Origin of the sequence: Wolbachia endosymbiont (group B) of Chorthippus parallelus, from assembly GCF_947251815.1 — a bacterium.
Taxonomy (GTDB): Bacteria; Pseudomonadota; Alphaproteobacteria; order Rickettsiales; family Anaplasmataceae; genus Wolbachia.
In genome coordinates, this window is sequence record NZ_OX366390.1 from 20,662 (window position 1) to 43,347 (window position 22,686).

Genomic DNA, 22,686 nt, shown 5'->3' on the forward strand with positions numbered 1-22,686 from the left:
TATATTAATACGCTCATTTCTCTCATTTGTAAAGTTAGGCATATTCTTTTATTCTGACCTCTTTTTTAGCTTTCTGAGGAGAAATAGCTGCACTGTTTAAACGTAGTTTTATATAATTATCTATAATTTGAGCTACTTCCTCTTCTTTATCCCTTAAAAAGTGGTTAGTATCGTTTACTATATGGTATTCCATATGGTTATTTTTTACCGAATTTATTAACCTTTGTGCTAATTCTGTTACATCGCTTTCTTCTGAAATTGTATCATTATTACTTTGTATTATAAGTCCAGGAACTGGGCAAGGAGAGAGAAAAGAGAAATCGTACTTAGTTGCTGGAAGAGAAAGGGCAACAAAACTTACTATCTCTGGACGGCGCATTGTCAACTGCATAGCTACCCATGCTCCAAAAGAAAAACCGACTATCCAAATTGGAACGTTGTTAGAGTTATGCTCCTGAAGCCAATCAATAGCTACTGCAGCATCAGTTAATTCTCCTATACCCTTATCAAAAGTTCCGGTAGATTTTCCGACGCCACGAAAATTAATTGTCAATGCAGAAAAGTTATTATCGATAAAAGATTCATATATACTATGTATAATCTTACTATCCATACTACCACCATATTGGGGATGGTGATGTAAAATTAGCACAACCGGTGCATTGGTATCTTTGCTTTGATGGTATCTACCTTCTATCTTTTTTGTTGCATTATTTAAAAAGACTTCTACCATAATTACTCCTAATAAAAACCTGTTTTGACAGGGCTTGATAATGTAAATTATTTATTAATTATGTATTAATTTCACTGTTTTTGCAATAAATTTTTTATCGTGTTAAAGTGAACGTACATAATTGGTTAATGGTAAGTGACAAATAAGCCTGTGAGTTTATTCTCTCTGGAAAATAATAGTTGCGTGTATGCCGATTATAATGCAACTGCTCCAATGAGTAAAAATGTAAAAAAAAGTATACTTGAGGTTTTGTCAAAACAAACACTAAATCCATCATCGCTGCATAAAAGAGGACAAGAAGCGAGGAAGATTCTTAAAGAGGTAAGAGATAACGTACGTGATGCTCTTAGCATTCCAGATGATAAAGAAATAGTTTTTACGTCTGGTGCAACTGAAGCAAACAACCTCGTCATGAGAGGAATGAAAGGCTATCTGCATGTAATTTCAGCTACAGAGCATCCTTCAATTCTTAATTCTGCATATAATCCACATATAATACCCGTTAATCAAGAGGGTATTGTTGACTTTTTAGAGCTAGAAAAAATTCTAAGCGAACTTGAAGGGAATAAAGTAATAATTTCAGTGATGATGGCCAACAACGAAACTGGAGTTATCCAGTCTGTTAAGGAAATAGCTAAAATGGCACATAAATTCGGAGCAATCTGTCACACTGACGCTGCTCAAAGTATTGGGAAAATCAAAGTCAATATGAAAGATTTAGAAGTGGATTTACTTACTTTATCTGCCCACAAATTTGGTGGTATAGCAGGCAGCGGAGTTTTAATATTTGACAAAAAGCTTGTAATAGAACCCATTATAATAGGTGGTGGGCAAGAAAAAGGATTACGTGGTGGCACAGAAAACATTGTTGCAATTGCAGGTCTTTCTGCTGCATTGCAAAACATTCCAGATCTTCTATCAAAAATGAATGAAGTGGAGAAGCTGCGTGATCAATTGGAGTGTGAATTATTAAGTCTTGTCAGTGATATCAAGATCTTTGGCAGAAATTCTGAAAGATTGCCAAATACAAGTTTTATTTATATGCCGAGGGTAAAGAATGATCTGCAGCTCATGCATTTTGACTTAAATAATATTGCAGTCAGCAATGGTTCTGCATGCTCTTCTGGAAAAGTTGGGCCTTCTCATGTTTTGCTTGCAATGGGAGCAACAAAAGAGCAAGCAGAGTGTTCAATTAGAATCAGTATAGGTCCAGAGATTAAACCGCAAGACATAGAAAAAATAGTGGATTGTTGGTATAGCATCTATAAGAAGAATGCCTTAAGTAAATGCAAAAACTACTTTCACCATTCTTCTTAAGTCATAATAAGTGGAATGGTAAAAATAATTTCTATCGGCTTAGTTGTTATAATAGTTACGTTGCTGAAAATTAACTTGCTTATAGTGATGCAAGAAATTCTCTAATTGTGCATCAGTCAACTTGATTATTGCAGATACGATTGCTGTTATATGTTTACTGGCGGTTCAAAATCTTTAACTATTTGCACATCAGTATTGATAATTGTCCATTTTTTCTCCTAGAAACTCCGCCATTCAATTACAATCGCAGTATATCATTTTATACTTGATAAAAATGTGGTTTTATATTATAATGTGTTAAATAATGGACAAAAGGAGTTATGCTATGTCTTATATGAGAAATGAACAGGATGTCCGAGCTCAAGGCGCTTATTATAGTGCCGGACTCAGAAGTTATCTAACTAAAGTATACAATTATATGGCTTTAGCTTTAGGTGTTACAGGGCTTGTTGCGTTCTTAACAGTGTTTTCTGGTCTTTTTCAAGTGATTTATTCTAATCCTGTTCTATCGCTTGTGGTAATGCTATCTCCAGTTGCATTGGTGTTTTATATGTCTTTTAGGCTTCAAAACCTAAGTGCTCAGTCAACACTTACTGTATTTTTTCTATTCTCAGTTTTAATGGGAATTTCTTTATCTCATATTTTTATAATTTATACTGCAGAAAATATAGCGAGAGCATTTTTCATTACATCGATCATGTTTGGTTCTATGGCTTTATATGGTAATACTACAAAAAAAGATCTTACCAGCATGGGTTCTTTTTTGATTATGGGAATCTGGGGGTTAATCATTGCATCTATAGTTAATCTGTTTCTTGGAAGCAGTCCTCTCTATTTTGCAATATCGTTTGTATCAGTGATAGTGTTTACTTTAATGACCGCATACGATGCTCAGAGAATCAAAGATGTTTATTATAGATATAATGATGGCTCAGAAGTTGCAACTACTAAGCTGGCAGTACTTGGTGCAACTAATCTTTACTTTGACTTCATCAATATATTCCTCAATTTACTCAGGTTACTTAATTTATTCAACAATAAGGATTAGATGATTTCCTTTTTAAGGGGAAACAATGAAAATTCTATAGTTTTTTTCCTAGTATCTTTAGTGGTATTGATGCTGTGTCTTGCATATGCTTCGGTACCATTGTATAGCATCTTTTGCAAAGTTACTGGATATGGTGGCACAACGAGAAAAGCAACTAATACGACAATAAATGCAACTGACCAAAAAATCAGGGTTCACCTTAATGCTGATATAATATCAGGTCTGCCTTGGGAATTTAAATCAGAAACTAACTACATCGATACAAATATAGGGCAACAAAGTTTAGTATTTTATTATGCAAAAAATTTATCTGATCAGCCTTCTTTTGGAATGGCAGTGTATAATGTCACACCTTTTAAAGCAGGTAAATATTTCAATAAAGTTGCATGCTTTTGTTTTGAAGAGCAAATGCTGCTACCAAAACAAAAAGCGGCTATGCCCGTATCCTTTTACGTAGACCCTGAAATAATGCGTGACAATAGTACAAAAGATTTAAGTGAAATAACACTATCATATACGTTTTTTAAGCTTAAATAACAAACCTTTTCCTATTGTAATCCGAACAAGGTTGTACGATACATCTATTGAATTGAGCAGGAGCTCTTATTTGCTTTTTGCACACTGACTACTTGTGTTTCAGTGTTCGTTGTTGCTAATTCCCATCCTTCATTATTTGCTTCACAAGCATTCCAACATTGAGCCAACTCCTTATTATTTTTTACAGAATCTGGTATTTCTATGTTGGGATTTTTTTCTAATGTATGCTCAGTTAGAATTTTACAGCAATCCTTGCATTTCGTTGACTTATCTCTACCATATAATTTAGCAACATAGTCTAAAGCGGTATTTCCACCATAGTTTTCATTTGGGTTATCATTTACTCCCGCTTTTATGAGAGCTTTTAATATATCTGGAGAACGAGCCAAAACGCAGACATGTAAATATCCTTTTTCATTTTGCACATTAGCTCCTGCTTTTATTAAAACTTGCGCTAAATTTGTTAAAGTGTATGGTTTATAGTTAATGGCGATGGAAAAAAGACTATCTATTGGAAAGCCATCATAATCTTTCAAGTCAAATCTGTGATTAATATCAAATCCTTTTTTTCCCAAGAAGTATATAAATATTTACAATAGTCTCCTTTTTTATCTGATTTTTGCATTTCACATTTTAACCTTTCTTTTATTTTTATTATTGGTATCTAAATCGTCATCTTCATCCATTTTACACAACACATTGAATAAAACACCATAAAGCCAAGTTTCTCTGTTTGTCATAATTTGTGCCTCAAAACTATTAACAATACGCTTATGTAGTGTATAAACTCTAAATAACATTTTGCAAAATATTAATTGCTAGATAACATAATTAAAGTTTTTGTCTTACATTTATCATGGTTAGAGCTATACAAATTAAAAAAACTGGGGGGCCAGAAGTATTAGAATTTGTAGATAAGAACATAGGTGAGCCAAAAGATGAGGAAGTCTTAATACGTCATACAACTATCGGCTTAAATCGTTATGATTTAGAACATAGAAAAGGTATGCGCAAAATTAAAGATCTGCCATCAGTACTTGGAGTAGAGGCAGTAGGAGTTGTTGAAAAGCTTGGTAAAAAAATTAGTGATGGATTTAAGGTTGGAGATAGAGTTGGATATTGCACAGCTCCTCCAGGGGCATATTGTGAAAAGCGCATTGTACACCAGAAATATTTGATAAAAATTCCGAATGATATACCTGATGAAGTTGCTGCTGCAGTGCTGTTTAAAGGTATGACAGCTCACTATTTAGTTAATCAATCTTATAAAATTAGGCCTGGTGCTTTCGTGCTAGTTCATGGGGCTAATGGTGGTTTAGGACAAATAATATGCCAATGGGCAAAGGATAAAAAAGGTGTAGTGATAGGTTCTGTAAGCTCTGATGAAAAAATGAAGATAGCTTTACAAAGTGGCTGCACATACGCAATGAACTATAACGATAAAGACTTCGTTTCTAAAGTTATGGAGATTACGAAAAATAGAGGAGTAGGTGCGGTGTATGACCCTATAGGTTACGCTACAAGCAAGCTCTCTTTTGAATCTTTAGGTAAGTTTGGCATATATGTTTCCTATGGGCAAATATCGGGCAACATTCCTATTAGTTTTTCTTTACTTAGCTCGCGTTCGTTATTTGCAACAGGAACTTCAATCTATCATTATAAGCATGATAGATTTATATTAGCGCTTACTGCAATGGAAATCTTTGAGATGATAAGAAAAAAACTTTTAACTGTACGGATCAATAAAAAATATAAATTTGATGAAATAATAGAGGCTCATCGTGACATGGAAAATAGAAAAGTAAGTGGGCTAAATATCATCAAAGTTTCTTAAAATAAATTAGTAACCTAAAATAATTATTCATTAAGTCATATCAACAAGAATTTCATATGGTTAATTCTCTTTTTGGGAAAGTTAAAAGCATACAGCTGAACTGACTGAGATTTTTACCGGACTAGTTTGAAAAACTTGTCATTCTGCTACTCGTTAGTGGCGTGGTAATGCGATGTTTTATCTATAGATATTATGTTCACAGTAGTTTCAAAAGAAGCTGAGTAAATAAGTTATATTTCAAATTAGATTTGATGTCACATCTAACATTTAAGTATTATAACTTCAATAGTATATGGAGCTGTTATTCTCCTTTTAAATAACTACTTTTCTCTATTTTACAATAATTTTAGGGTTAAGGTTATAGTACTTAGAAAGTTTATGTTACCCTATGAATTGTCTCTGTTGTTCTGATACATCCAGTAATCATAAATTCTCCTTTAATGGCATTTTGTTCTCATATTTTATATACCATTACACTCTGGGACCATACATATAAGGCTAAAGTTTGCTGAAAGTCAATTAAAATTACTTAATAAATTGACTATATAAACTAAAAATGCTAGTATTATATTATTAATTTTAAGTAAGAGTACATACTATGAGCTATACAAGAGAACAGTTAAAAGAGGCAATGCAAGCAAAAAGTAACCTAGAAAAGAAAATTGAATCAAAACTAGAACTAGCAGCAGGCGCAACAATACTAACACTAACACTAGGAATGGCAGCTGGTACCGGGGCTCTTGCAGGTTTAGCTCTAAGTTATGTTAACTTGCCACCTCTCATTGCAGGTGGAATCATTGGTTCTGCAATGTTATTAGTATGCTGTGTAATCAGTGCTTGTTCTTTCTCAAAAACTACAAATCTCAACGATATACCAGAAGGCATGTCCGAAAGATATGAACAAATTTTGAGAGAATATAGCAACAGCGCTGAATATAAAATTAAAAATTATGCACATACTATCAGTAGTATTGGTGTTTCTTTTGGAGTTGGAGCAGGGCTAGTTGCTCTTGGTTTTACATCACCTGCAGCTATAGGTGCTTTAACTTTTGTAGTGGGTTTGATTGCTTATGCTCCTTTAAATTTTTTAATTGATAAAGTAATTGAGAGCTTTTTTCCAGAAGGAAATAAACAGCCAGGTAGCTCAGTTGATAGCGATGTGAAAATTGTTGATGGGGATACGTGCAGGAGAGTATTTTAAGAAACGATAGATAGAAGTTTTTGAAGAGGATTTAGCCCATTTTTTTGTGTTAAGTATAATTGAATTATCAGCTCAATTCCTAATCCTACATAGCTAGTTGATTTTCCCATCCAAGAATCATTTTATTAGCTTGCCTCAATGTTTCAATAGAAGGCAAATCTTCTGTGCTGAGTGGTAGACGAACAGTTTTGTGTTCTATGAGCCCAATGTCATGCAAAAGTGCTTTAGTAGGTATTGGATTGCTGGCAGTAAATAGAGCTTTGCAAGCTTGTTGCCAACTGTCTGCTTGAGGGTTCTTGCCGCTCATGCATTGCTTAACATACTCATGTACTACACTTGGCCAAACATTGGCAGTAACAGAAACCAGACCAGCCGCACCCTTAGCAGCCATATCAAATATCATATTATCGTCCCCACAAAACACCTCAATATTTGGTGCAACTTTCTTATACTGAGTTAAAGTATCAACGGTGCCACTTGAGTCTTTGATAGCCCAAAATTTTTCGTGGCTGGATAAGTTGCGTACAGTTTCAGCGTGAAGACTCACTCCTGCTCTTGATGGAATATTGTAAAGCATGGCTGGCATATGTGCTTTTTTAAGCAGCTTTTCAAACCATAAAGTTTGCCCCATGATTCCAGGCTTTGCATAAATGGGAGTTGTCATTAGATAGCCATGAATAGGCATACCCTTGCAAAAATCAAGCCATTCAAGAGTCTGATATAGATTCACTCCTGGTACACCGATTATAATTTTCGTATTTAATTTTAGCTCACATACAAATTCAACTAATGTGCGCTTTTCAGAATCAGTAAGTGATAAGCTTTCACCTGTGCTACCTAGCAACACTACACCATTTTCAGCTTCAGCTTGCATTGTTAGTAAACGCTGCAAGCTTTGGTAATCTATACTATCTCCACTGCAATTAAAAGGAGTAACACAAGCAGTCCATAAAAATGTAGATTTCAATTGAAGTTATTAAAATGGTATTTCATCATCGATTAGTTCGTCTTTTATATCGTTGTCAAAACTTCCGTGTTTATCTTTTTGTTCTGTTTCATTTTGTTTGTATTCACTTGGCTTGTAATCAGAGTTTGACATACTGTTTCGTGAATCTAAAAGGGTAAGGGCACTATTAAAGTTATATAGCACCACCTCTGTCGTATACCTTTCGCTACCATTTTGGTCAGTCCATTTTCTAGTTCTCAGAGAACCTTCAACGTAAACTTTACTACCCTTGCGCGCAAAATCCTTAACAATTTTTACTAATCCTTCACTAAAAATTACAATATTATGCCATTCTGTCTTTTCAGAGCGCGTACCAGAAAATTTGTCAGTCCAACTTTCAGATGTGGCTATCGAAAAACTTGCCATCTCTTTTCCATTTTGTGTAGTCCTAATTTCAGGATCTTTTCCTAGATTACCAACTAATATGACTTTATTTATAGTACCACTAGACATAATTATGCTTTAAAACAAACATCTTTATTATCTTATGTGAGAGTATTATTGTCAAATTTAATTAAAAACGCGCTTGGAGGGATTCGAACCCACGACCTTTGCCTCCGGAGGGCAACGCTCTATCCAACTGAGCTACAAGCGCAGATGTATTAGATTATTTAATAGATAAACTATCTAAATCAAATTTTTGTTCTGGATAAAGCGTAAACATAATACCTCCATGTCCAAAATGTACATTTTTAGAATTGCTTATCCGTTCTTTTGTTATCTTTTGGTTTACAGCCCATGAAAAAGTTACATAATTTTCAGTTACTGAGTGCACTTTTAAATCCTTAGTATTTATAAACAACTTTCCATTTACCCATATTTTCCATGTATCGGGGGAAAAGTATAAAATTGAATCTAAACTGACTACTTTACAATTGAAATTTTCTTCCTCTGTAACTCCTGAAGACTGTAAGTTAAACTTTTCCATCTCACTAACTATTCTATTAACCTGCTCTTCATCAAAAAAAATGCTTTTTATGCTACCATATTGCGATAAAGTACTCTCTGCTGCCTCTTTTATTATATCGTCTCGATCTATATAATAATTGTTGATAAAAAAACACTCCTTCGCACGCAAATTTGCTATATCAATGAAGTCATTTATTTCTTGATTTCCAACTTTTAAAATACTTTTTAAGTACTTCTTTTCTATAATCATTCCATCATTAGAATGATGACAGACCATTTCATCATTGCCTTGTCTTTCTATATATACACATAAATTTTCACTATTTAACCCTAATATTTTATGCTCAATAAAATCTTCATTACTAATATGCTGTTGGCAAGAATATTTTTTACAAATCCCTATATTTTCTACAAGATCTTCGCAATTGCAATATGCACTAAAATTAAAAAATAGCAGCGTAAAAATAAAAAACAACTTTATATTCATCTACTTAATATGGTATACCAATCAAAAACTATACTAGCTCTCACTATCTCTATCATATTACCACTTAAAATCTGGTTTATAACTTTAGCATCTATATTTCTCTGCTTATTCAAGGTAAGAGATCTGATCATAACATAACCAGGAAGATTTGGAATAGACTGTAGAAATAAAAAAATATGCTTATCGCTAATTGAGCTTAAACTTAGAACCACTTCACTTCTTATTACTTTTGTATGTTCACTTTTATTGTGGAGTTCAGCTTCTTCAGGTATAGAAATTGATATTTCAGGTTCTAACATGTAGTGTTTTTTATATAGCTTGTTAAGCTCAAAATTTAAATTTGTAATGTATCTGCTACTATGTAAGTTTGAAGAAGAAATTCTTTTCCATAAATCTAGATTTTTATTTAGAATAACTTCCTTTTTTTGAATTTCAGTAATCTGTAAGTTAATAGAACGTATTTCCTCAGCTGCAGTTTGATTTTTATTATAAACCTTTTTGTTATAGATAATAAAACACGTTGATAACCCTATTAATACAATAGATAACAATAAGTAATATATGCACTGAATTGTAGCTTTTCTTTTTAGTTGAGAGATAGTCATCAATCTACATTGCCTCTCCTATTTCAACATCAATAGATAGATTTTTCTCTTTAGTAGTAGGTAAGCTAGAAATACTAATATCATGAGTACGGAAATTATCGTTTAAATTTTTCTGTAGTTTCTCGTATTGATAAGAAATGTCTTTACCAGATTGAAAATTAAACCTTAAAGTTGTGGTAATATAACTTTTTGCCTCATTATAATTCCACTCAAATAATTGAAGCTCTACATCTGGTACTTTTAGCTTTTCTACATACTTAACTTGTGTGAGAGGAGAGTACTCTATTTTTGATAAAATATTATTGATATTAATAAAATCGTAAACTTCATCTATCTTTTTTACATTATAGCTTTGGCTAAGTTTTATTAGTTTGTTATTTAAAGCACTCCGCTTTGCAGATAAATTATCAGCAACATTAAAATTTGAATACAAATTTCGCAAACAAAAGGCGTTGATTACAACTAAAATCAAGAGTAGGTATAGAAAAATTTGAGGAGAATTTAAATAAAGATAATTAAATAGATAAAATTCTTTAGTTTCTTTTGTGTTAAAAATATTTATTGGCTTATTCTTAAAGCTATGGAACAAAATTGTAGTATCACAAAAGCTATCTTTTTCGCATATAGCTAATTCTGCTACCAATAGTTTACCTAGCTCATATGGAGTCAATATGTTCACACTATTCTCTGAAAAATTTATAACTGATAAACTAGATTTAATAGCTTCTGATACTATGATGCAAAGGTCGATAGGGTCATTTTTTTCAAATCCAAACTTAGTTAAAGATTGAATTGTATTTTTCACTTCCTGATATATTTCACCAGCAATGATTCCTGGTAAATTATCATTAGTAAATGGTATTAAACGTGTAAATATCATTTTGTTCTCTTTAAGAACCACTTGTCTATAGCCACCTGTTTTAGTTGCAGCAACTATAATTTTCCAGTTACTAGGATCTTTGTGTAGAATCTTTTTTGCTATACTGACTAGTTCTATAGGAAACATTAATATTCCTTTAAAGTTAGAGCCTATTTCAACAAACACGTCCAACCAATATTCTATTAAATGATTTGCTTTTGATGAAACAAATAGATACCACCAGTTTTGATTAAATTTATTCGGCTTTTCGACCAAGAGAATAGAATTTATATCGTTATTATGAGCAAAATGCTCTACTTTTGTTTTTGCTGATAGATAAGCACTAATCCTATTTACTCTTGGGATAGACTGTAGCAAATAGTTCTGATCAGTGTGATTGAGAACCAGATATAAGGGTGCTTTTTTATCTGATGAGAGACATGAAATTAAGTCAGAAACAACTTTATTATTTTTGTCCTTAGCAAAATATCTTTTATTTAAAGTATCATTTTTAAAATATAGTAACATTGTGCCTTCTTTTCCTATAGAAAGCATAAACTTACTTTTGGGTTTTGACCCAAACATATTAACAAAGTGTATACTCATCTAGAATTAAAAAGGTAATTTATTGAAATTCATTAAACATTAGATGACAATATTACTTATATTATAAGTTTTTGATAAAATTAGTAGTAATATTAACCCTTTTGTATGATGAAGGTTTTTTATATTTGTGCTAGACACAACTTAACCTGACAAACGAGGATTAATTATATCTCAGCTTGATATTTTATTCTCCAACAGACTGAAAATTGAATTGAGCTAAAGACTTGATTTGACGCACGTTGTTGCACATTACCATTTAGTATACTTGAACTGAACATTTTCAGTGAATCCATCTGGCATGACTGAAACTTTTGTATTCATATTTATTTTTAAGTAATTTACTAGCTCATCAACTAATATATCAGGAGCAGAAGCACCTGCAGTAATTCCTATTTTTTCTGCGCCCTGCAACCAATTTTTGTTCATACATTTATAATTATCAATCAAATAGGCTCTTTTTCCTGTGGAAATGCACAGGTCTAATAAACGGTTTGAATTTGAACTGTTTTTGCTTCCTACAATTAACACTACGTCTGTAATTTTAGCCAATTTTTTAACAGCGTTCTGCCTATTTTGTGTTGCATAGCATATATCTTTTAAGTCGGGGCCTGTAATGCTTGGAAATCTGAGCTTCAGTGTAGCAATAATTTCTTTGGTATCGTCAATACTTAACGTGGTTTGTGTTACATAAGATAAATTATCTGGATCTTTGATTTGTAAATTGTATACGTCTTGCATAGTTTGCACTAGAGATATAGGATTACTTACTCTTCCTATAATTCCTTTAACTTCTGGATGATTTTCATGTCCAATTAGAATTAATTCTTTACCACTATCCTCATACCTTTTTGCCTCTTTATGTACTTTGCTAACTAATGGACATGTTGCATCAATCACTTGAACACCCTTTCTTTTTGCCTCATCCTCTATACTTTTCGACACTCCATGTGCGCTAAAGATCAATATTCCTCTATTGTCTTTAATGTCTTCTATGCTGCTTACAAAAACCACTCCTTGTTTCTTGAAGTCCTCTACTATATACTTATTATGAACGATTTCGTGTAGTACATAAACTTGGCGTTCATTTTTGTATTTCTCTAAAGTGATTGCTAATATGTCTACAGCTCTTTTAACCCCTGCACAGAAACCGCGTGGTTCAGCTAAGATAATCTCCATTTTTTAAGTAAGTATGTAAACATTGCTAAAAAGTAAGCTCCGCTCACTATGTTTCATATCATGACTGCTTTACTATAATTTCAAATTTATCACTACCAAGACTCTTGTTAATATACCAGGAACCGTCATCTTTAATTGTAAATTTAGGACTCTTGAGGTCTCTTTTTATTGTCTTTCCATCTTGGCCATCCATAGCAATATGGATATCGAATGTAACGATGTCTATATTTACCATGGCTTTTTTCCCACTGTGTGAATTTAGACTAAACTTGCCCAACATGACATCATTAATACTCACTTCTCCTGCATAAGTATCACACTGACCATCTACACAACACTCACTTTCAATATAAAAAAGATCTGACATATTTATATCTATAAAAAAAAGAACTAAACTTACATACTAAATATAGCTTACCGTTAATAAGCAATTACAGATTACTTTGGCTACAACAATAATGCAACTGGAAGTATAACATAATTAATTGTATAAGAAACTACACTTTAGAGAAATGGTTGTTTGGTTTTTTTATTAATTTTTTTCACCATACTGTCAATCATGTGTTTTATTCCTTGATATACAGAGTGTGTACTTTCGTCACTACGCATATAAGCAGAGCAGGAAAATATATTATGCTTTTCGTCTTCTATTGATAGCTTTGTATCGCATGTTATATGTTCGCCGCCGAGCTTCTCTATCAACTGGTCTTTGTCGTCTCCTATAGTTACCTTAATCTTACTTTCTTCTTTACCTATCTTGCTATTTAAAATTAAAACAATAATGGCTGGAGATATACATATAGTTCCTATTGGCTTTTTTGCAACAAAGAACTCTGAGACTAATCTTTCAAACTCAGGCATTACTGTTTTATTTTCAGCTAAGTCAGATAAATTTTTCGCAACTCCATATCCACCAGGTACGACTAGCATGTCAAAATTTTCAGCTTTAGCTTCTCTTAAATCATTTATCTCACCTCTTGCAATTCTTGCTGCTTCTACAAGTACATTCCTTTTTTCTTTTACTGCTTCTTTTGTTTTGTGATTCATAACTTGTGTGATATCAACATCAGGAGCAAAGCACGTGACTTCAACTTCCTGCTGATCAAACACAAGCAGAGTTAAGACTGCTTCTCTCACCTCTGTGCCGTCGAGGTGGCCGCATCCTGATAAAATCACAGCGGCTCTTAATTTTTTCTCACCCATAAAATACCTTGATTTCATATAATCTAGGTATTGTAATACAAATTCCATATTTGGAAAGGAGTAATTATTTTATGTTAATTATAATATAATTAATAATTAGTATATATAATTAGGCATATTTATAATTGATAGGAATTGAATATGGTACAAGGTGGTACAATAAATCCAACCAATTTGGAAGCGTTCATTGAAAATGTAGTAAGATATATTAGTGGAAAAAAAGATTTGTTGGAAGCATTGAACTCTCTATTACAAGCAAATGAATTTGTAAAAAGCGGTGAAATTTTTAATGAATCAACCATCAAGAATGTGTCTGAATTGCTGATAAAAAATACAGGTGTTTTTGAGAGCGTAATGGGTATTTTAAAGGAGTATCTTGAGAAAGACAATAATCAATTAAAAACACTTCTTGAACAAGTAAATAAAGTAGAAGGCATGGAGAAAGAGCTTGAAACTTTAGGCAATCAACTGTTAGCTCAAGGATTGATAAGTGGAGCAGCAGTGACAACACCACTGCCATTAAGTTAAGGAAAAGTGATGAACTGTATTATAAAATCAGGTAAGATCCACAAATTAAAAGAAGTAATGACATGAGTAAAAAAAAGAATAATCATGTTTATAAAAAATAAATTGATGAGTTTAAACTTTATAAACGCACACAGAGCATCCTCAAAAGACTTCTCACGAAAAAGAAAGCTGCCCTTCGTTAATGTATTTCTCCTGATTTTTAGAAAGAGTGTAAAGTCATTACAAGTGATGCTTAATGAGTTTGTTCTGCATACAAGAAAAGATTATACAATTACGGCAAGTGCATTTACTCAAGCAAGAAAGAAGCTAAAGCATACTGCGTTTTCAGAGTTAAATGATGATATAGTTTCCCTATACTACCAAGATCAGGAATTTAAAACCCACCATGGCTTCAGAGTACTTGCATTTGATGCTTCAATACTGATTCTGCCAAAGAGCGACAAAATAATAGGTGAGTTTGGCTCAAGAGCAGTATGGAATGGAATCCAGAGATTTGAAGACTATACAAGTGCAACCTTTGAAGTTTGCTACGATGTGCTAAATAATATTGCAATAAAATCTGTGCTAAGTAGAGGTGACAGCTATGAGGTTGATTTAGCAATCGGTATGCTTGAATCCATAAAATCAGACGATTTGTTAATCTGTGATAGAGGATACGTATCTTATCGATTTCTTGCTGAGCTTACAGGAAGGAAAATCAATTATATAATTCGCTGTTCAAGTTCGTCTTTCAATGAAATAAACGCTATGTTTAAGCCGGAAAGCCCATCTAGTACGGTGGTAGTGTCTACCGCACCTATTAAAGTAGCAAGACAGCTACGAAAGCTAGGATTACCTGATGAGATGAAATTCAGGTTAGTCAAAATAATACTTTCTTCTGGCGAAGTTGAAGTGTTAGTAACATCTCTGTTAGATGAGAAACGTTTTACAGTTGAAGAGTTTGAGAGATTATATTACTTGCGCTGGGGAGTAGAAACATTTTTTTCTAGGCTGAAGGGAAGATTAAATTTAGAGAATTTCACAGGAAAAAGTATTGAAACTATCAAGCAGGATTTTTGGTCAACTATCTTCATCAGTAATCTAGAAAGTATCATGATAGAAGATGATGAAGAGACATTGAGCGCACAGAATAGTAAACTAAAAAAAAGCATCAATAAATCTGTCTCATTTAATGCGATTAAAAACTTAGCCTTTGATATTTTTTCTACAGAGTCAGACATAGACTGCATTATGGATCGACTATCACAGTTATTTTTGATGAACACTTTAGTGGTGAGAAAAGGGAGAAGAGTTGATCGTCATAAGATATCTGATATTCGTTCACTCAACTACCAGAAAAGAGCTAGAAAACATGTGTTTTAAATTCAAGATATCTTTTCAGTATCATTGCATTAGTACATTCTTTGCAAAATAACCTGCAATTATTACTTTTTTAAATAACTTGCACTTTTCAGACTCCCTTTTCTTAAAAATTCACCCTAGTATTTACCATAATTATCAATCACTTCAAATTTTTTGTCCAATCTTAACTTCTCTTTCCCTTAACTTAATGGCAGTGGTGACAACACTAACAGGTGCACTAGCAGGTACATTAGCAATAGGGGGAGTGACTGGTGCATTAATTGTTGGTGGGGCAGCATTCGTAGGGTTTGTAGCACTAGTTGCTATAGCTGCTATTGGTTATCTTATATACCAGAATAGAGGTGAGATAAAAGAAGGTGCAATTGAATTCGGAAAAGCAGTGAAAAGTTTTGTGAAAGATGTGATCGATGCATTTGCTTGGGAAAAGACTAACTTCTCTAGATTACAGAAAGAGTTCATTCGCGATATGGTATACTCTACAGACGATGAAAAATCAAAAGAGGTCAAGAATAAAATAAGGATCATAGAAATGCTTAAAAATAAAGAGCAACGATCTGCTATAAAAGGGTTAATAGAGGATGGAATCATTAAAAAATTTTCAGAAGAAAATATGACAAAGCTTGTGGAAAAAGGTGATAGTACTCATAAAGAGGATATGGAGAAATTGCCAAGTTTGATGCAAGATTTTCTACCTGAAATTATGGCAATTGGTAATAACATAGAAGATGTAGAAAAAAAGGTTAACGAGAAAGTTGAAGCAATGAAGCCAGATTCTAAAGTAAAGAATCCAAATTCTGAACGAGTTAGTGGAGAAGGGAAAGGAGTGAATTGATATATTTGAAGAGCATTTTGATGTGAAAATTACTATCGAAAGGGTGGCACGCTACTTTTTGGGAGTGTTCAAACCGGATTTTTAGTTCAACTCAATTTTTAATCTATTAGGAAAGAAAATATTGAGCTGAGAGATAGTTAAAAGGCAAAGCTGTAGTCCATTTTTGCTCTGTCTTTTTATAGCACAATATACCAACTTGTACAAGCTGGTAAATGAACCTTTGGTTTTAGCAAATTTTCTTTCTCGATAGAATTAGTGGAGCCGCCTAACTGGCCCTGAATACTAGACAAATTTTTCCAATTGTTTTGCCGCGATTTTATGACCAAAGGATATTTTTCACCCATCAGCTCAAGCAAATAATTTTCAGCGATTTCTTTACTTGAAGCACGATATATTTTTTTTAATCATTCATGAAAGTTTTTGCTACTTCAGTGAATTTCTTATCTGATGTACAATACATTTCTGCTTTAGCTATTTATAGCTGCAGGAAAACTTTTTAACACATGCAATCAGAATATCCTCTACTCCTCTCTCTCTTTTAGGTCGTTTAACACTTCTAACCAGAACCTCACTTTCAGCTTTTTCTTGCTTTACCATATCTCTTCCCCTCTTGTCTCTATCTTTATGTATTAAGCTATATAACTCAAAATCTTGATAAAATGCAGAAAAGTTTTTTTAATTTCAGCTCCATCCTCGAAGAGTTAGAAAATAACTTTAAGCAAGTTAGTCAGAATTTTTCTGACGTAAAGGAGCAAGTTTTAAATTTAGCTGTCAACTCTGAAGATTTGGCAGGCAAGTTTCTTAATTATCACCCGAATATGTGCATAGTATAAAATTAGCTTGATAGACTTCAAGAGCTTTGCCTATAAAGTCAGTGTGCTTCTTGAAATACAATATACTTTCGTTACTTTAATTATGAAAATCCGTTAAGCCTTCTTGCCAATTATTACAATATTTTCACTTGGAAAAAAGTAGTCAGGTATAGCCATGTTTTTTGGTGCAGGACCGCCAATTACTCGGCCTGATGTGTCATAATATGAACCGTGACAAGGGCAGAACCAACCGTTGCCGTCTTTTGTAGCGTGATCAACTGGTACACATCCAAGATGGGTGCATATTCCAATCATAATTAACCATTCATCTTTCCCTTTGTATACTCTTTTTTCATCTGATTCAGGATCTCTCAAATTTTCTGCATTTATGGCTCTTGCAGCCTCAATCTCTTGTTTCGTACGTCTGCGAATAAATACTGGCTTACCTTGCCATTTTACCTTTTTTCCTTGTCCTTCTTGAATGTCAGATAGATTAACCTCAACCGTAGACATTGCTAAAACCTCAGCAGAAGGATTCATAGACTTAACTAGCGGCCAAAAACCGCTTGCAGCTCCTATACCTGCCATGGCGCATGTAGTTAATGTTATAAAATCTCTTCTACTCTTATTTTGAGTAAGATCCTTAATAAGAGATGTTTTTTTATTCTTCTCATTTGTCAACGATTTTTTATTTTTAGTTAATTTCTTATCCATTAATCTCTACTTGACCATAGATATATATTTTAATTTAAATACTATAGATTAATCAACAGAAATTTGCACTTTTTGCTTAGCCTTTGCTATACAGTTAAGAAGGAACAGAGTTTTCAATTTCGGAAATACTATCTTCAGTGGAATTAGGATCCTCAATTTTCGCTACTGAAACCACCTTTTCTCTACTCTCTGTTTTAAACAGAGTGACTCCTTGAGTGCTACGTCCTGCAATTCTGATATCATTTACTGAAATACGAATTAACTTTCCTTTATCTGTAATAAGCATGATATTATCACCCTGCTCAACTGGAAAGCTAGCAACAACATTACCGTTTCTGTTGGTAGTAAGGATATTTGTAATACCAACACCACCTCTATTTGTTACCCTATACTCGTACGCAGAAGTTCTTTTACCAAAGCCATTTTCAGTAATAGTTAATATGAACTCCTCATTCATTGCAAGTTTTAAGAATAGTTCGTTATCTATTCCTAAATCATTCAAAGTTTTTTCTAACTTAGAGTCAATCGAGTTATTAGCTGCAGCTTCCAGCCTTTTTGCAAGCAGAACTTTCAGGTAAAGTTCTTTTTTTTCTGTTGTGACATCTATACCATTTAGTATGGTCATGGATATCACGCTGTCATTTTTTGCAAGTTTGATACCTCTTACGCCATCTGAATTACGACTCTTAAATTGACGCACATCGCTTACAACAAATCTGATGCTTTTTCCAAGCGTTGTTGAAAGTAGAACGTGATCAATTTCGCTACACACTTTAACTGACACTAATTTATCCCCTTCGTCGAGCTTTATTGCTATTTTTCCATTGCTTGGAATATAGTGAAAATCTGCTAAGGAGTTACGCCTTATGTTCCCATGAGCAGTAACAAAAACTATATTTTGATTTTCGTCATTCTCACTTGGAAGCGGCATGATGTTAGTGATAGTTTCACCATCGCTAAGCGGGAATATATTAACAAGCGCTCTTCCACGTGCAGTTGGCTCTGCAAGAGGCAGTTTATAAACTTTTAATCTGTAAACTCGACCAGTATTAGAAAAGAATAAAAGGCTAGTATGAGTATTTCCAACAAATAATTTTGTGATTACGTCCTCCTCTTTTAATCCCTGTCCTAGCTTTCCTTTTCCACCACGATGTTGGGTTCTATAGTGAGAGAGCTTCACACGTTTGATGTAACCATTCATAGTTACGGTCACTACCATATCTTCTTGTGGAATTAGATCTTCAGCTTCAATGTCCATGTCTGATTCTTCTATTGAAGTTCTTCGAGGTACGGCAAATCTATTCTTTATTTCTTGTAAATTGTTTTTTATTTCTTGCATCAATTTCTCTTCTGAGCCAAGAAAAGCAATATATTCTTTTATCAGGCTAAGCATTGAATTTAACTCATTTTCTAATTTGCTTTTTTCAAGGCCTGTTAAGCGTTGCAATTTCATGTCAAGAATAGCTTTTGTTTGCAGCTCAGTTAATCTATATACTCCATCTTTCAAAAAGCTCACACTGTCTGAGATTAGTTCAATAATCGTGTTTATTTCAGCTGAGGTTTTCCATTCCTTGTTTAAAAGCTCTCTGCTTGCTTCTTCAGGATCTTTTGCACCACGGATGATTTTTATCACTTCATCTATGCTGAGGACCGCAATGTAGAGCCCTATGTATATATGAGCTTTTTCCCTCGTTTTTCTTAAACGAAATTCTGTTCTCCTGATTAATACTTCTTTTCTAAAATCAATGAAAGCAGCTATGATTTCTTTCAATGACATCAAAGCAGGCCTGTTATTGTTGAGGACTAAAGTATTAACACTAAAACTACTTCTTAGTGGAGTTAGTCCCAATATTTGATTAAGTATAAAACTTGCTTCAGCATTTCTTCTGAGGTCAATTACTACTCTAATACCAGACTTATCAGACTCATCCCTAATTTCTGTTATGCCATCAATTCTTTTTTCTTTTACAAGCTCACCTATCTTCTCAATTAATTTTACTTTATTTACCTGGTAAGGTATTTCATCAATCACTATTGCTTGCCTATCTTGTGGCAGGTCTTCCATGTGAGTCTTGCCTTGCACAACAATTGATCCACGACCCGTTGCAAATGCTGATCTTATTCCAGACCTTCCAAGAATCGTTCCTCCAGTTGGGAAATCCGGTCCTGGCATCACTTCAAGTAACTCATCCAAAGTAACTTCAGGATTATCTATATATAACATACAAGCATCTATTATTTCTCCAAGGTTGTGAGAAGGAATATTGGTTGCCATACCAACTGCAACACCGCTTGCACCATTTACCAATAGATTCGGAAATTCTGCAGGCAGTACAACAGGCTCTGTTTCATTTCCATCGTAGTTTGATCTGAAGTCAACTGTATCTTCATCAATATCATTCAGTAAAAAATGCGATACTCTGTGGAGCCTTGCTTCTGTATATCGCATTGAAGCTGGTGGATCTCCATCTATTGAACCAAAGTTACCTTGCCCATCGATAAGCGGTAAAAGAAGAGAAAAATCTTGAGCCATCCTGACCAAAGAATCGTAAATGGCTGCATCACCATGTGGGTGATATTTTCCCATTACATCCCCGACTATACGAGCTGCTTTTTTATACGGTTTACCGGCATCGAACCCAGCCCTCGACATTGCGTATAATATGCGCCTATGAACAGGTTTAAATCCATCTCGCACATCAGGTATAGCTCGACTTATGATCACACTCATTGCATAGGAGAGATAAGAATCTTCTAGCTCTTTCACTATTGAAACTGGTACTATGTTGTCTTGCATTTTCTATACTTTGATTGAAATAATTGTAATATTAATATTCAACTAGGCTAATGGGCAATGACAGACTTGAACTGCCGACCTCCTCGGTGTAAACGAGATGCTCTACCAGCTGAGCTAATTGCCCCTCTAGATATAATTCTATAGTTCAATGTTGTTGTTGTAAACAAAAATAGCGATACAAGCAACTCTTATGGAATCGCTGGGTGCGCACTATGGAGTTGTATAAATTTTAGTCTTGCTGCTACCTTGTATAAAGGTATTCTTTCACTTGCATTTTTTGACATGTTCAACAACTTTGAATAACATGCTGTGGCATTTTTAAAATCTGAGAGCTTATCTAGAATAACAGCTAAATTATAGGTATAAAAAATATTGTTTTGATCTAAAGAAATTGCTGCTTTCATATATTCTTTAGCTTTTACGTAATCCCCTTTTTTCATATAGATCAAACCTAAATTTGCTGATAAAGGGGCGCTATTTCTGAGTGTATCATACAATTTCAACATTTCACTCAATGCTAAATTAGGATCATATTGTGAGATTATCGTCAGAAAGTTCTTTAATACATAAGGGTTGCTAGGATATTCTTTTAACAGTCTTGTGTAAATCTCTACAGCTTTTTTAAATTCTTTGTTAGCGTAATAGATATTCCCTAGTCCAATTAAAGCACTTTCATGATAAGGAAATTTTGCGATAATCTGATTGAGGAGAGAAGTAGCTGTTTCACTATCTCCTAACTCAAAGGAATCTTTTGCTTTTTTTAAAATAGAGTATATGTCAAAATTCTTGCCAGAATTCTGCGAAATTTTGATATTAAATTTGTCACTTTTTCTCTCGATAACATCAAGATCTTTATATTTTTTATCAGCTTTTATATGCTTGACAACACTATCAAAGACCTTCTGTATCTCCAAATTTTCACTAGCATAGGTAACAGAAGACCTCCATAAAATCACAACGCAAATTAACATGCAGACAAACATAGATCCTAGTGTTGTGGCATTGGCTGCAGCGCGTAACCAGTAAATCTTATTTCTTTGAACTATACGCAACACATTACAAATTCATAAATGCTACATTACTTATCTAATATAATAATAAAGATATTATTAATTGGCAGATACTATTTAGAATGAGTTAAAAGAGCACTTCTACACATTCCATATGGTTGCCAATTACACTCCTCACATGCGTAGTCAAATTTCTCTAAAGACATTTTCTTTCTAATTCTTTTTACTGCTTCATTCCAGGTTAAAATCTCTCCTATTTTCATTCCTAAAATTTCCATATGCCTTCTATCTAGCTCTAAAACTTTAGCTTGTGTGGTACATTTACCTTGTTTAGTCTGGTTTGGGCAAACACTGCAAATAGTGTCAAGATTATCAACTACTTTGATTTTAGTATTAGGATCATTAATTACTTTACTTGCTATCTTTTTGTAATTTTCTACAAAACCCTGAGAATACCCATATCCTTGAAATGCAAGAGTGCACATGAAATGATGAGGACGAAATTTTATCATTTTTTCAAATATTGCAAAGCTGCTACAAGTAGAAAAATTTTTACCAAACCAGGAAGGATAAATGGTAAAACACCTACCATTATTGCTCGTTCCAGACCAAAGTAAACAGAAAGCCAACTAACACCACAAATAAAGATTACAGCTGTACCGGCCAGACAACTTAAAGAATTACACACAAATGATTTATATTTAGAGTTCAGTAATTCATTTACTTTGTTCATTACCATAACAGCAGCTAAACAGCCAATTAAATATCCACCTGTTGGTCCAAGAAAAATGTGATAACCACTAGAAAAATTCGCAAAAACAGGAAATCCTGCTGCACCAAGTGATAGATATGTAAGCACAGAATAGAATGCTGTTCTGCGGTTAAATTTAAGCCCAATGAGCATTACTCCTAAAGTTTGCAATGTGATAGGCACAGGCTGCAACGGTACGCTTATTTGAGCCATCAAGAATAAAAGTAAAACGCAAGACAATATTTCAACCAGTGTTGACCTACTGCTTGATTGTGTTATAAACATATCTTCCCAATAGAAATAACTTACTAAATGTAATATATGTGTATAAGAGGTTTTGCAATTTAAATTTTGCTCAT

At 33.5% G+C, this 22,686-nt stretch carries 23 protein-coding genes, 2 tRNA genes and 1 pseudogene; 8 read left to right on the plus strand and 18 right to left on the minus strand.

The window, feature by feature from the left end; translation table 11 throughout:
• Positions 1-34 precede the first annotated feature (34 nt).
• The gene (locus OPS21_RS00105; RefSeq protein ID WP_264336431.1) at positions 35-733 is read right to left on the minus strand and encodes an alpha/beta hydrolase; all 699 of its coding nucleotides are present in this window, start codon (positions 731-733) and stop codon (positions 35-37) included.
• A 135-nt stretch (positions 734-868) separates the two neighbouring features.
• Between OPS21_RS00105 and OPS21_RS00110 the strand changes: the two genes are divergently transcribed.
• The 3 genes from OPS21_RS00110 to OPS21_RS00120 all read left to right on the plus strand — a co-directional run bounded on the left by OPS21_RS00110 (position 869) and on the right by OPS21_RS00120 (position 3,635).
• Positions 869-2,050, plus strand: coding sequence for a cysteine desulfurase family protein (locus OPS21_RS00110; RefSeq protein WP_264336430.1), 1,182 nt, complete (start codon positions 869-871; stop codon positions 2,048-2,050).
• Positions 2,051-2,375: 325 nt separating this feature from the next.
• Positions 2,376-3,098 carry a Bax inhibitor-1/YccA family protein gene (locus tag OPS21_RS00115; RefSeq protein ID WP_264336429.1) on the plus strand — a complete coding sequence of 241 codons (723 nt, stop codon included), beginning with the start codon at positions 2,376-2,378 and terminating at the stop codon, positions 3,096-3,098.
• The gene (locus OPS21_RS00120; protein WP_264336428.1) at positions 3,099-3,635 is read left to right on the plus strand and encodes a cytochrome c oxidase assembly protein; all 537 of its coding nucleotides are present in this window, start codon (positions 3,099-3,101) and stop codon (positions 3,633-3,635) included.
• Positions 3,636-3,679: 44 nt separating this feature from the next.
• Here the strand turns inward: OPS21_RS00120 and OPS21_RS00125 are convergent, their stop codons facing one another.
• A complete protein-coding gene (locus tag OPS21_RS00125) occupies positions 3,680-4,210 on the minus strand; it encodes an ankyrin repeat domain-containing protein (protein ID WP_264336427.1) in 531 nt (176 codons plus the stop codon).
• 281 nt (positions 4,211-4,491) lie between these two features.
• Here OPS21_RS00125 and OPS21_RS00130 point away from each other — a divergent pair, with 281 nt between their 5' ends.
• Together OPS21_RS00130 and OPS21_RS00135 are read left to right on the plus strand one after the other, a co-directional pair.
• Positions 4,492-5,469, plus strand: a complete 978-nt coding sequence (locus OPS21_RS00130; RefSeq protein ID WP_264336426.1) for a quinone oxidoreductase family protein — start codon at positions 4,492-4,494, stop codon at positions 5,467-5,469.
• Positions 5,470-6,067: 598 nt separating this feature from the next.
• Positions 6,068-6,670 (plus strand): hypothetical protein, encoded by a 603-nt coding sequence (locus tag OPS21_RS00135; RefSeq protein WP_265027643.1) that lies wholly within the window; start codon positions 6,068-6,070, stop codon positions 6,668-6,670.
• An 85-nt stretch (positions 6,671-6,755) separates the two neighbouring features.
• Here the strand turns inward: OPS21_RS00135 and dapA are convergent, their stop codons facing one another.
• From dapA to elbB, 9 genes are all read right to left on the minus strand, one after another.
• Positions 6,756-7,637, minus strand: coding sequence for a 4-hydroxy-tetrahydrodipicolinate synthase (gene dapA / locus OPS21_RS00140; RefSeq protein ID WP_264336424.1), 882 nt, complete (start codon positions 7,635-7,637; stop codon positions 6,756-6,758).
• 9 nt (positions 7,638-7,646) lie between these two features.
• Positions 7,647-8,129, minus strand: coding sequence for a single-stranded DNA-binding protein (gene ssb / locus OPS21_RS00145; protein ID WP_006014313.1), 483 nt, complete (start codon positions 8,127-8,129; stop codon positions 7,647-7,649).
• A gap of 68 nt (positions 8,130-8,197) precedes the next feature.
• A tRNA-Arg gene (locus OPS21_RS00150) sits at positions 8,198-8,271 on the minus strand.
• Between the two features lie 12 nt (positions 8,272-8,283).
• Positions 8,284-9,072, minus strand: a complete 789-nt coding sequence (locus OPS21_RS00155; RefSeq protein WP_010407002.1) for a hypothetical protein — start codon at positions 9,070-9,072, stop codon at positions 8,284-8,286.
• Positions 9,069-9,677: a hypothetical protein gene (locus OPS21_RS00160; RefSeq protein WP_264336423.1), complete on the minus strand. Its 609-nt coding sequence runs from the start codon at positions 9,675-9,677 to the stop codon at positions 9,069-9,071. The genes OPS21_RS00155 and OPS21_RS00160 overlap by 4 nt, the downstream gene beginning before the upstream one ends.
• Before the next feature lie 4 nt (positions 9,678-9,681).
• Positions 9,682-11,121, minus strand: a complete 1,440-nt coding sequence (locus tag OPS21_RS00165) for a hypothetical protein (RefSeq protein ID WP_264336786.1) — start codon at positions 11,119-11,121, stop codon at positions 9,682-9,684.
• Positions 11,122-11,391: 270 nt separating this feature from the next.
• Positions 11,392-12,318 (minus strand): 4-hydroxy-3-methylbut-2-enyl diphosphate reductase, encoded by a 927-nt coding sequence (gene ispH / locus OPS21_RS00170; RefSeq protein WP_139686676.1) that lies wholly within the window; start codon positions 12,316-12,318, stop codon positions 11,392-11,394.
• Between the two features lie 58 nt (positions 12,319-12,376).
• Entirely contained in the window at positions 12,377-12,685 is a 309-nt protein-coding gene (locus OPS21_RS00175) for a hypothetical protein (protein ID WP_264336422.1), read from the minus strand.
• Positions 12,686-12,822: 137 nt separating this feature from the next.
• Complete coding sequence (gene elbB, locus OPS21_RS00180) at positions 12,823-13,521, minus strand: isoprenoid biosynthesis glyoxalase ElbB (RefSeq protein ID WP_264336421.1); 699 nt, start codon at positions 13,519-13,521, stop codon at positions 12,823-12,825.
• Positions 13,522-13,662: 141 nt separating this feature from the next.
• Here elbB and OPS21_RS00185 point away from each other — a divergent pair, with 141 nt between their 5' ends.
• The 3 genes from OPS21_RS00185 (at position 13,663) to OPS21_RS00195 (ending at position 16,243) form a co-directional block, all read left to right on the plus strand.
• On the plus strand, positions 13,663-14,049 hold the full coding sequence (locus OPS21_RS00185; protein ID WP_264336420.1) for a hypothetical protein: 387 nt from the start codon (positions 13,663-13,665) through the stop codon (positions 14,047-14,049).
• Positions 14,050-14,133: 84 nt separating this feature from the next.
• Positions 14,134-15,411 carry an IS4-like element ISWpi18 family transposase gene (locus OPS21_RS00190; RefSeq protein WP_264336305.1) on the plus strand — a complete coding sequence of 426 codons (1,278 nt, stop codon included), beginning with the start codon at positions 14,134-14,136 and terminating at the stop codon, positions 15,409-15,411.
• Between the two features lie 196 nt (positions 15,412-15,607).
• On the plus strand, positions 15,608-16,243 hold the full coding sequence (locus OPS21_RS00195; protein WP_264336419.1) for a hypothetical protein: 636 nt from the start codon (positions 15,608-15,610) through the stop codon (positions 16,241-16,243).
• A gap of 81 nt (positions 16,244-16,324) precedes the next feature.
• On the opposite strand, the pseudogene OPS21_RS00200 reads toward OPS21_RS00195, so the two are convergent.
• The 7 genes and pseudogenes from OPS21_RS00200 to OPS21_RS00230 all read right to left on the minus strand — a co-directional run.
• Positions 16,325-16,809: pseudogene (locus OPS21_RS00200) on the minus strand (transposase); the annotation flags it as partial.
• A 360-nt stretch (positions 16,810-17,169) separates the two neighbouring features.
• Positions 17,170-17,769, minus strand: coding sequence for a ubiquinol-cytochrome c reductase iron-sulfur subunit (petA, locus tag OPS21_RS00205; RefSeq protein WP_264336418.1), 600 nt, complete (start codon positions 17,767-17,769; stop codon positions 17,170-17,172).
• Positions 17,770-17,863: 94 nt separating this feature from the next.
• Positions 17,864-20,566 carry a DNA topoisomerase (ATP-hydrolyzing) subunit A gene (gene gyrA / locus OPS21_RS00210; RefSeq protein ID WP_265027644.1) on the minus strand — a complete coding sequence of 901 codons (2,703 nt, stop codon included), beginning with the start codon at positions 20,564-20,566 and terminating at the stop codon, positions 17,864-17,866.
• Positions 20,567-20,617: 51 nt separating this feature from the next.
• Positions 20,618-20,690: transfer RNA gene (locus tag OPS21_RS00215), tRNA-Val, on the minus strand.
• A 64-nt stretch (positions 20,691-20,754) separates the two neighbouring features.
• The gene (locus tag OPS21_RS00220; protein WP_010403952.1) at positions 20,755-21,621 is read right to left on the minus strand and encodes a tetratricopeptide repeat protein; all 867 of its coding nucleotides are present in this window, start codon (positions 21,619-21,621) and stop codon (positions 20,755-20,757) included.
• A 68-nt stretch (positions 21,622-21,689) separates the two neighbouring features.
• Entirely contained in the window at positions 21,690-22,088 is a 399-nt protein-coding gene (locus OPS21_RS00225) for a DUF1284 domain-containing protein (protein ID WP_264336416.1), read from the minus strand.
• Positions 22,085-22,612 (minus strand): biotin transporter BioY, encoded by a 528-nt coding sequence (locus OPS21_RS00230; RefSeq protein ID WP_264336415.1) that lies wholly within the window; start codon positions 22,610-22,612, stop codon positions 22,085-22,087. The genes OPS21_RS00225 and OPS21_RS00230 overlap by 4 nt, the downstream gene beginning before the upstream one ends.
• Positions 22,613-22,686: the final 74 nt, after the last annotated feature.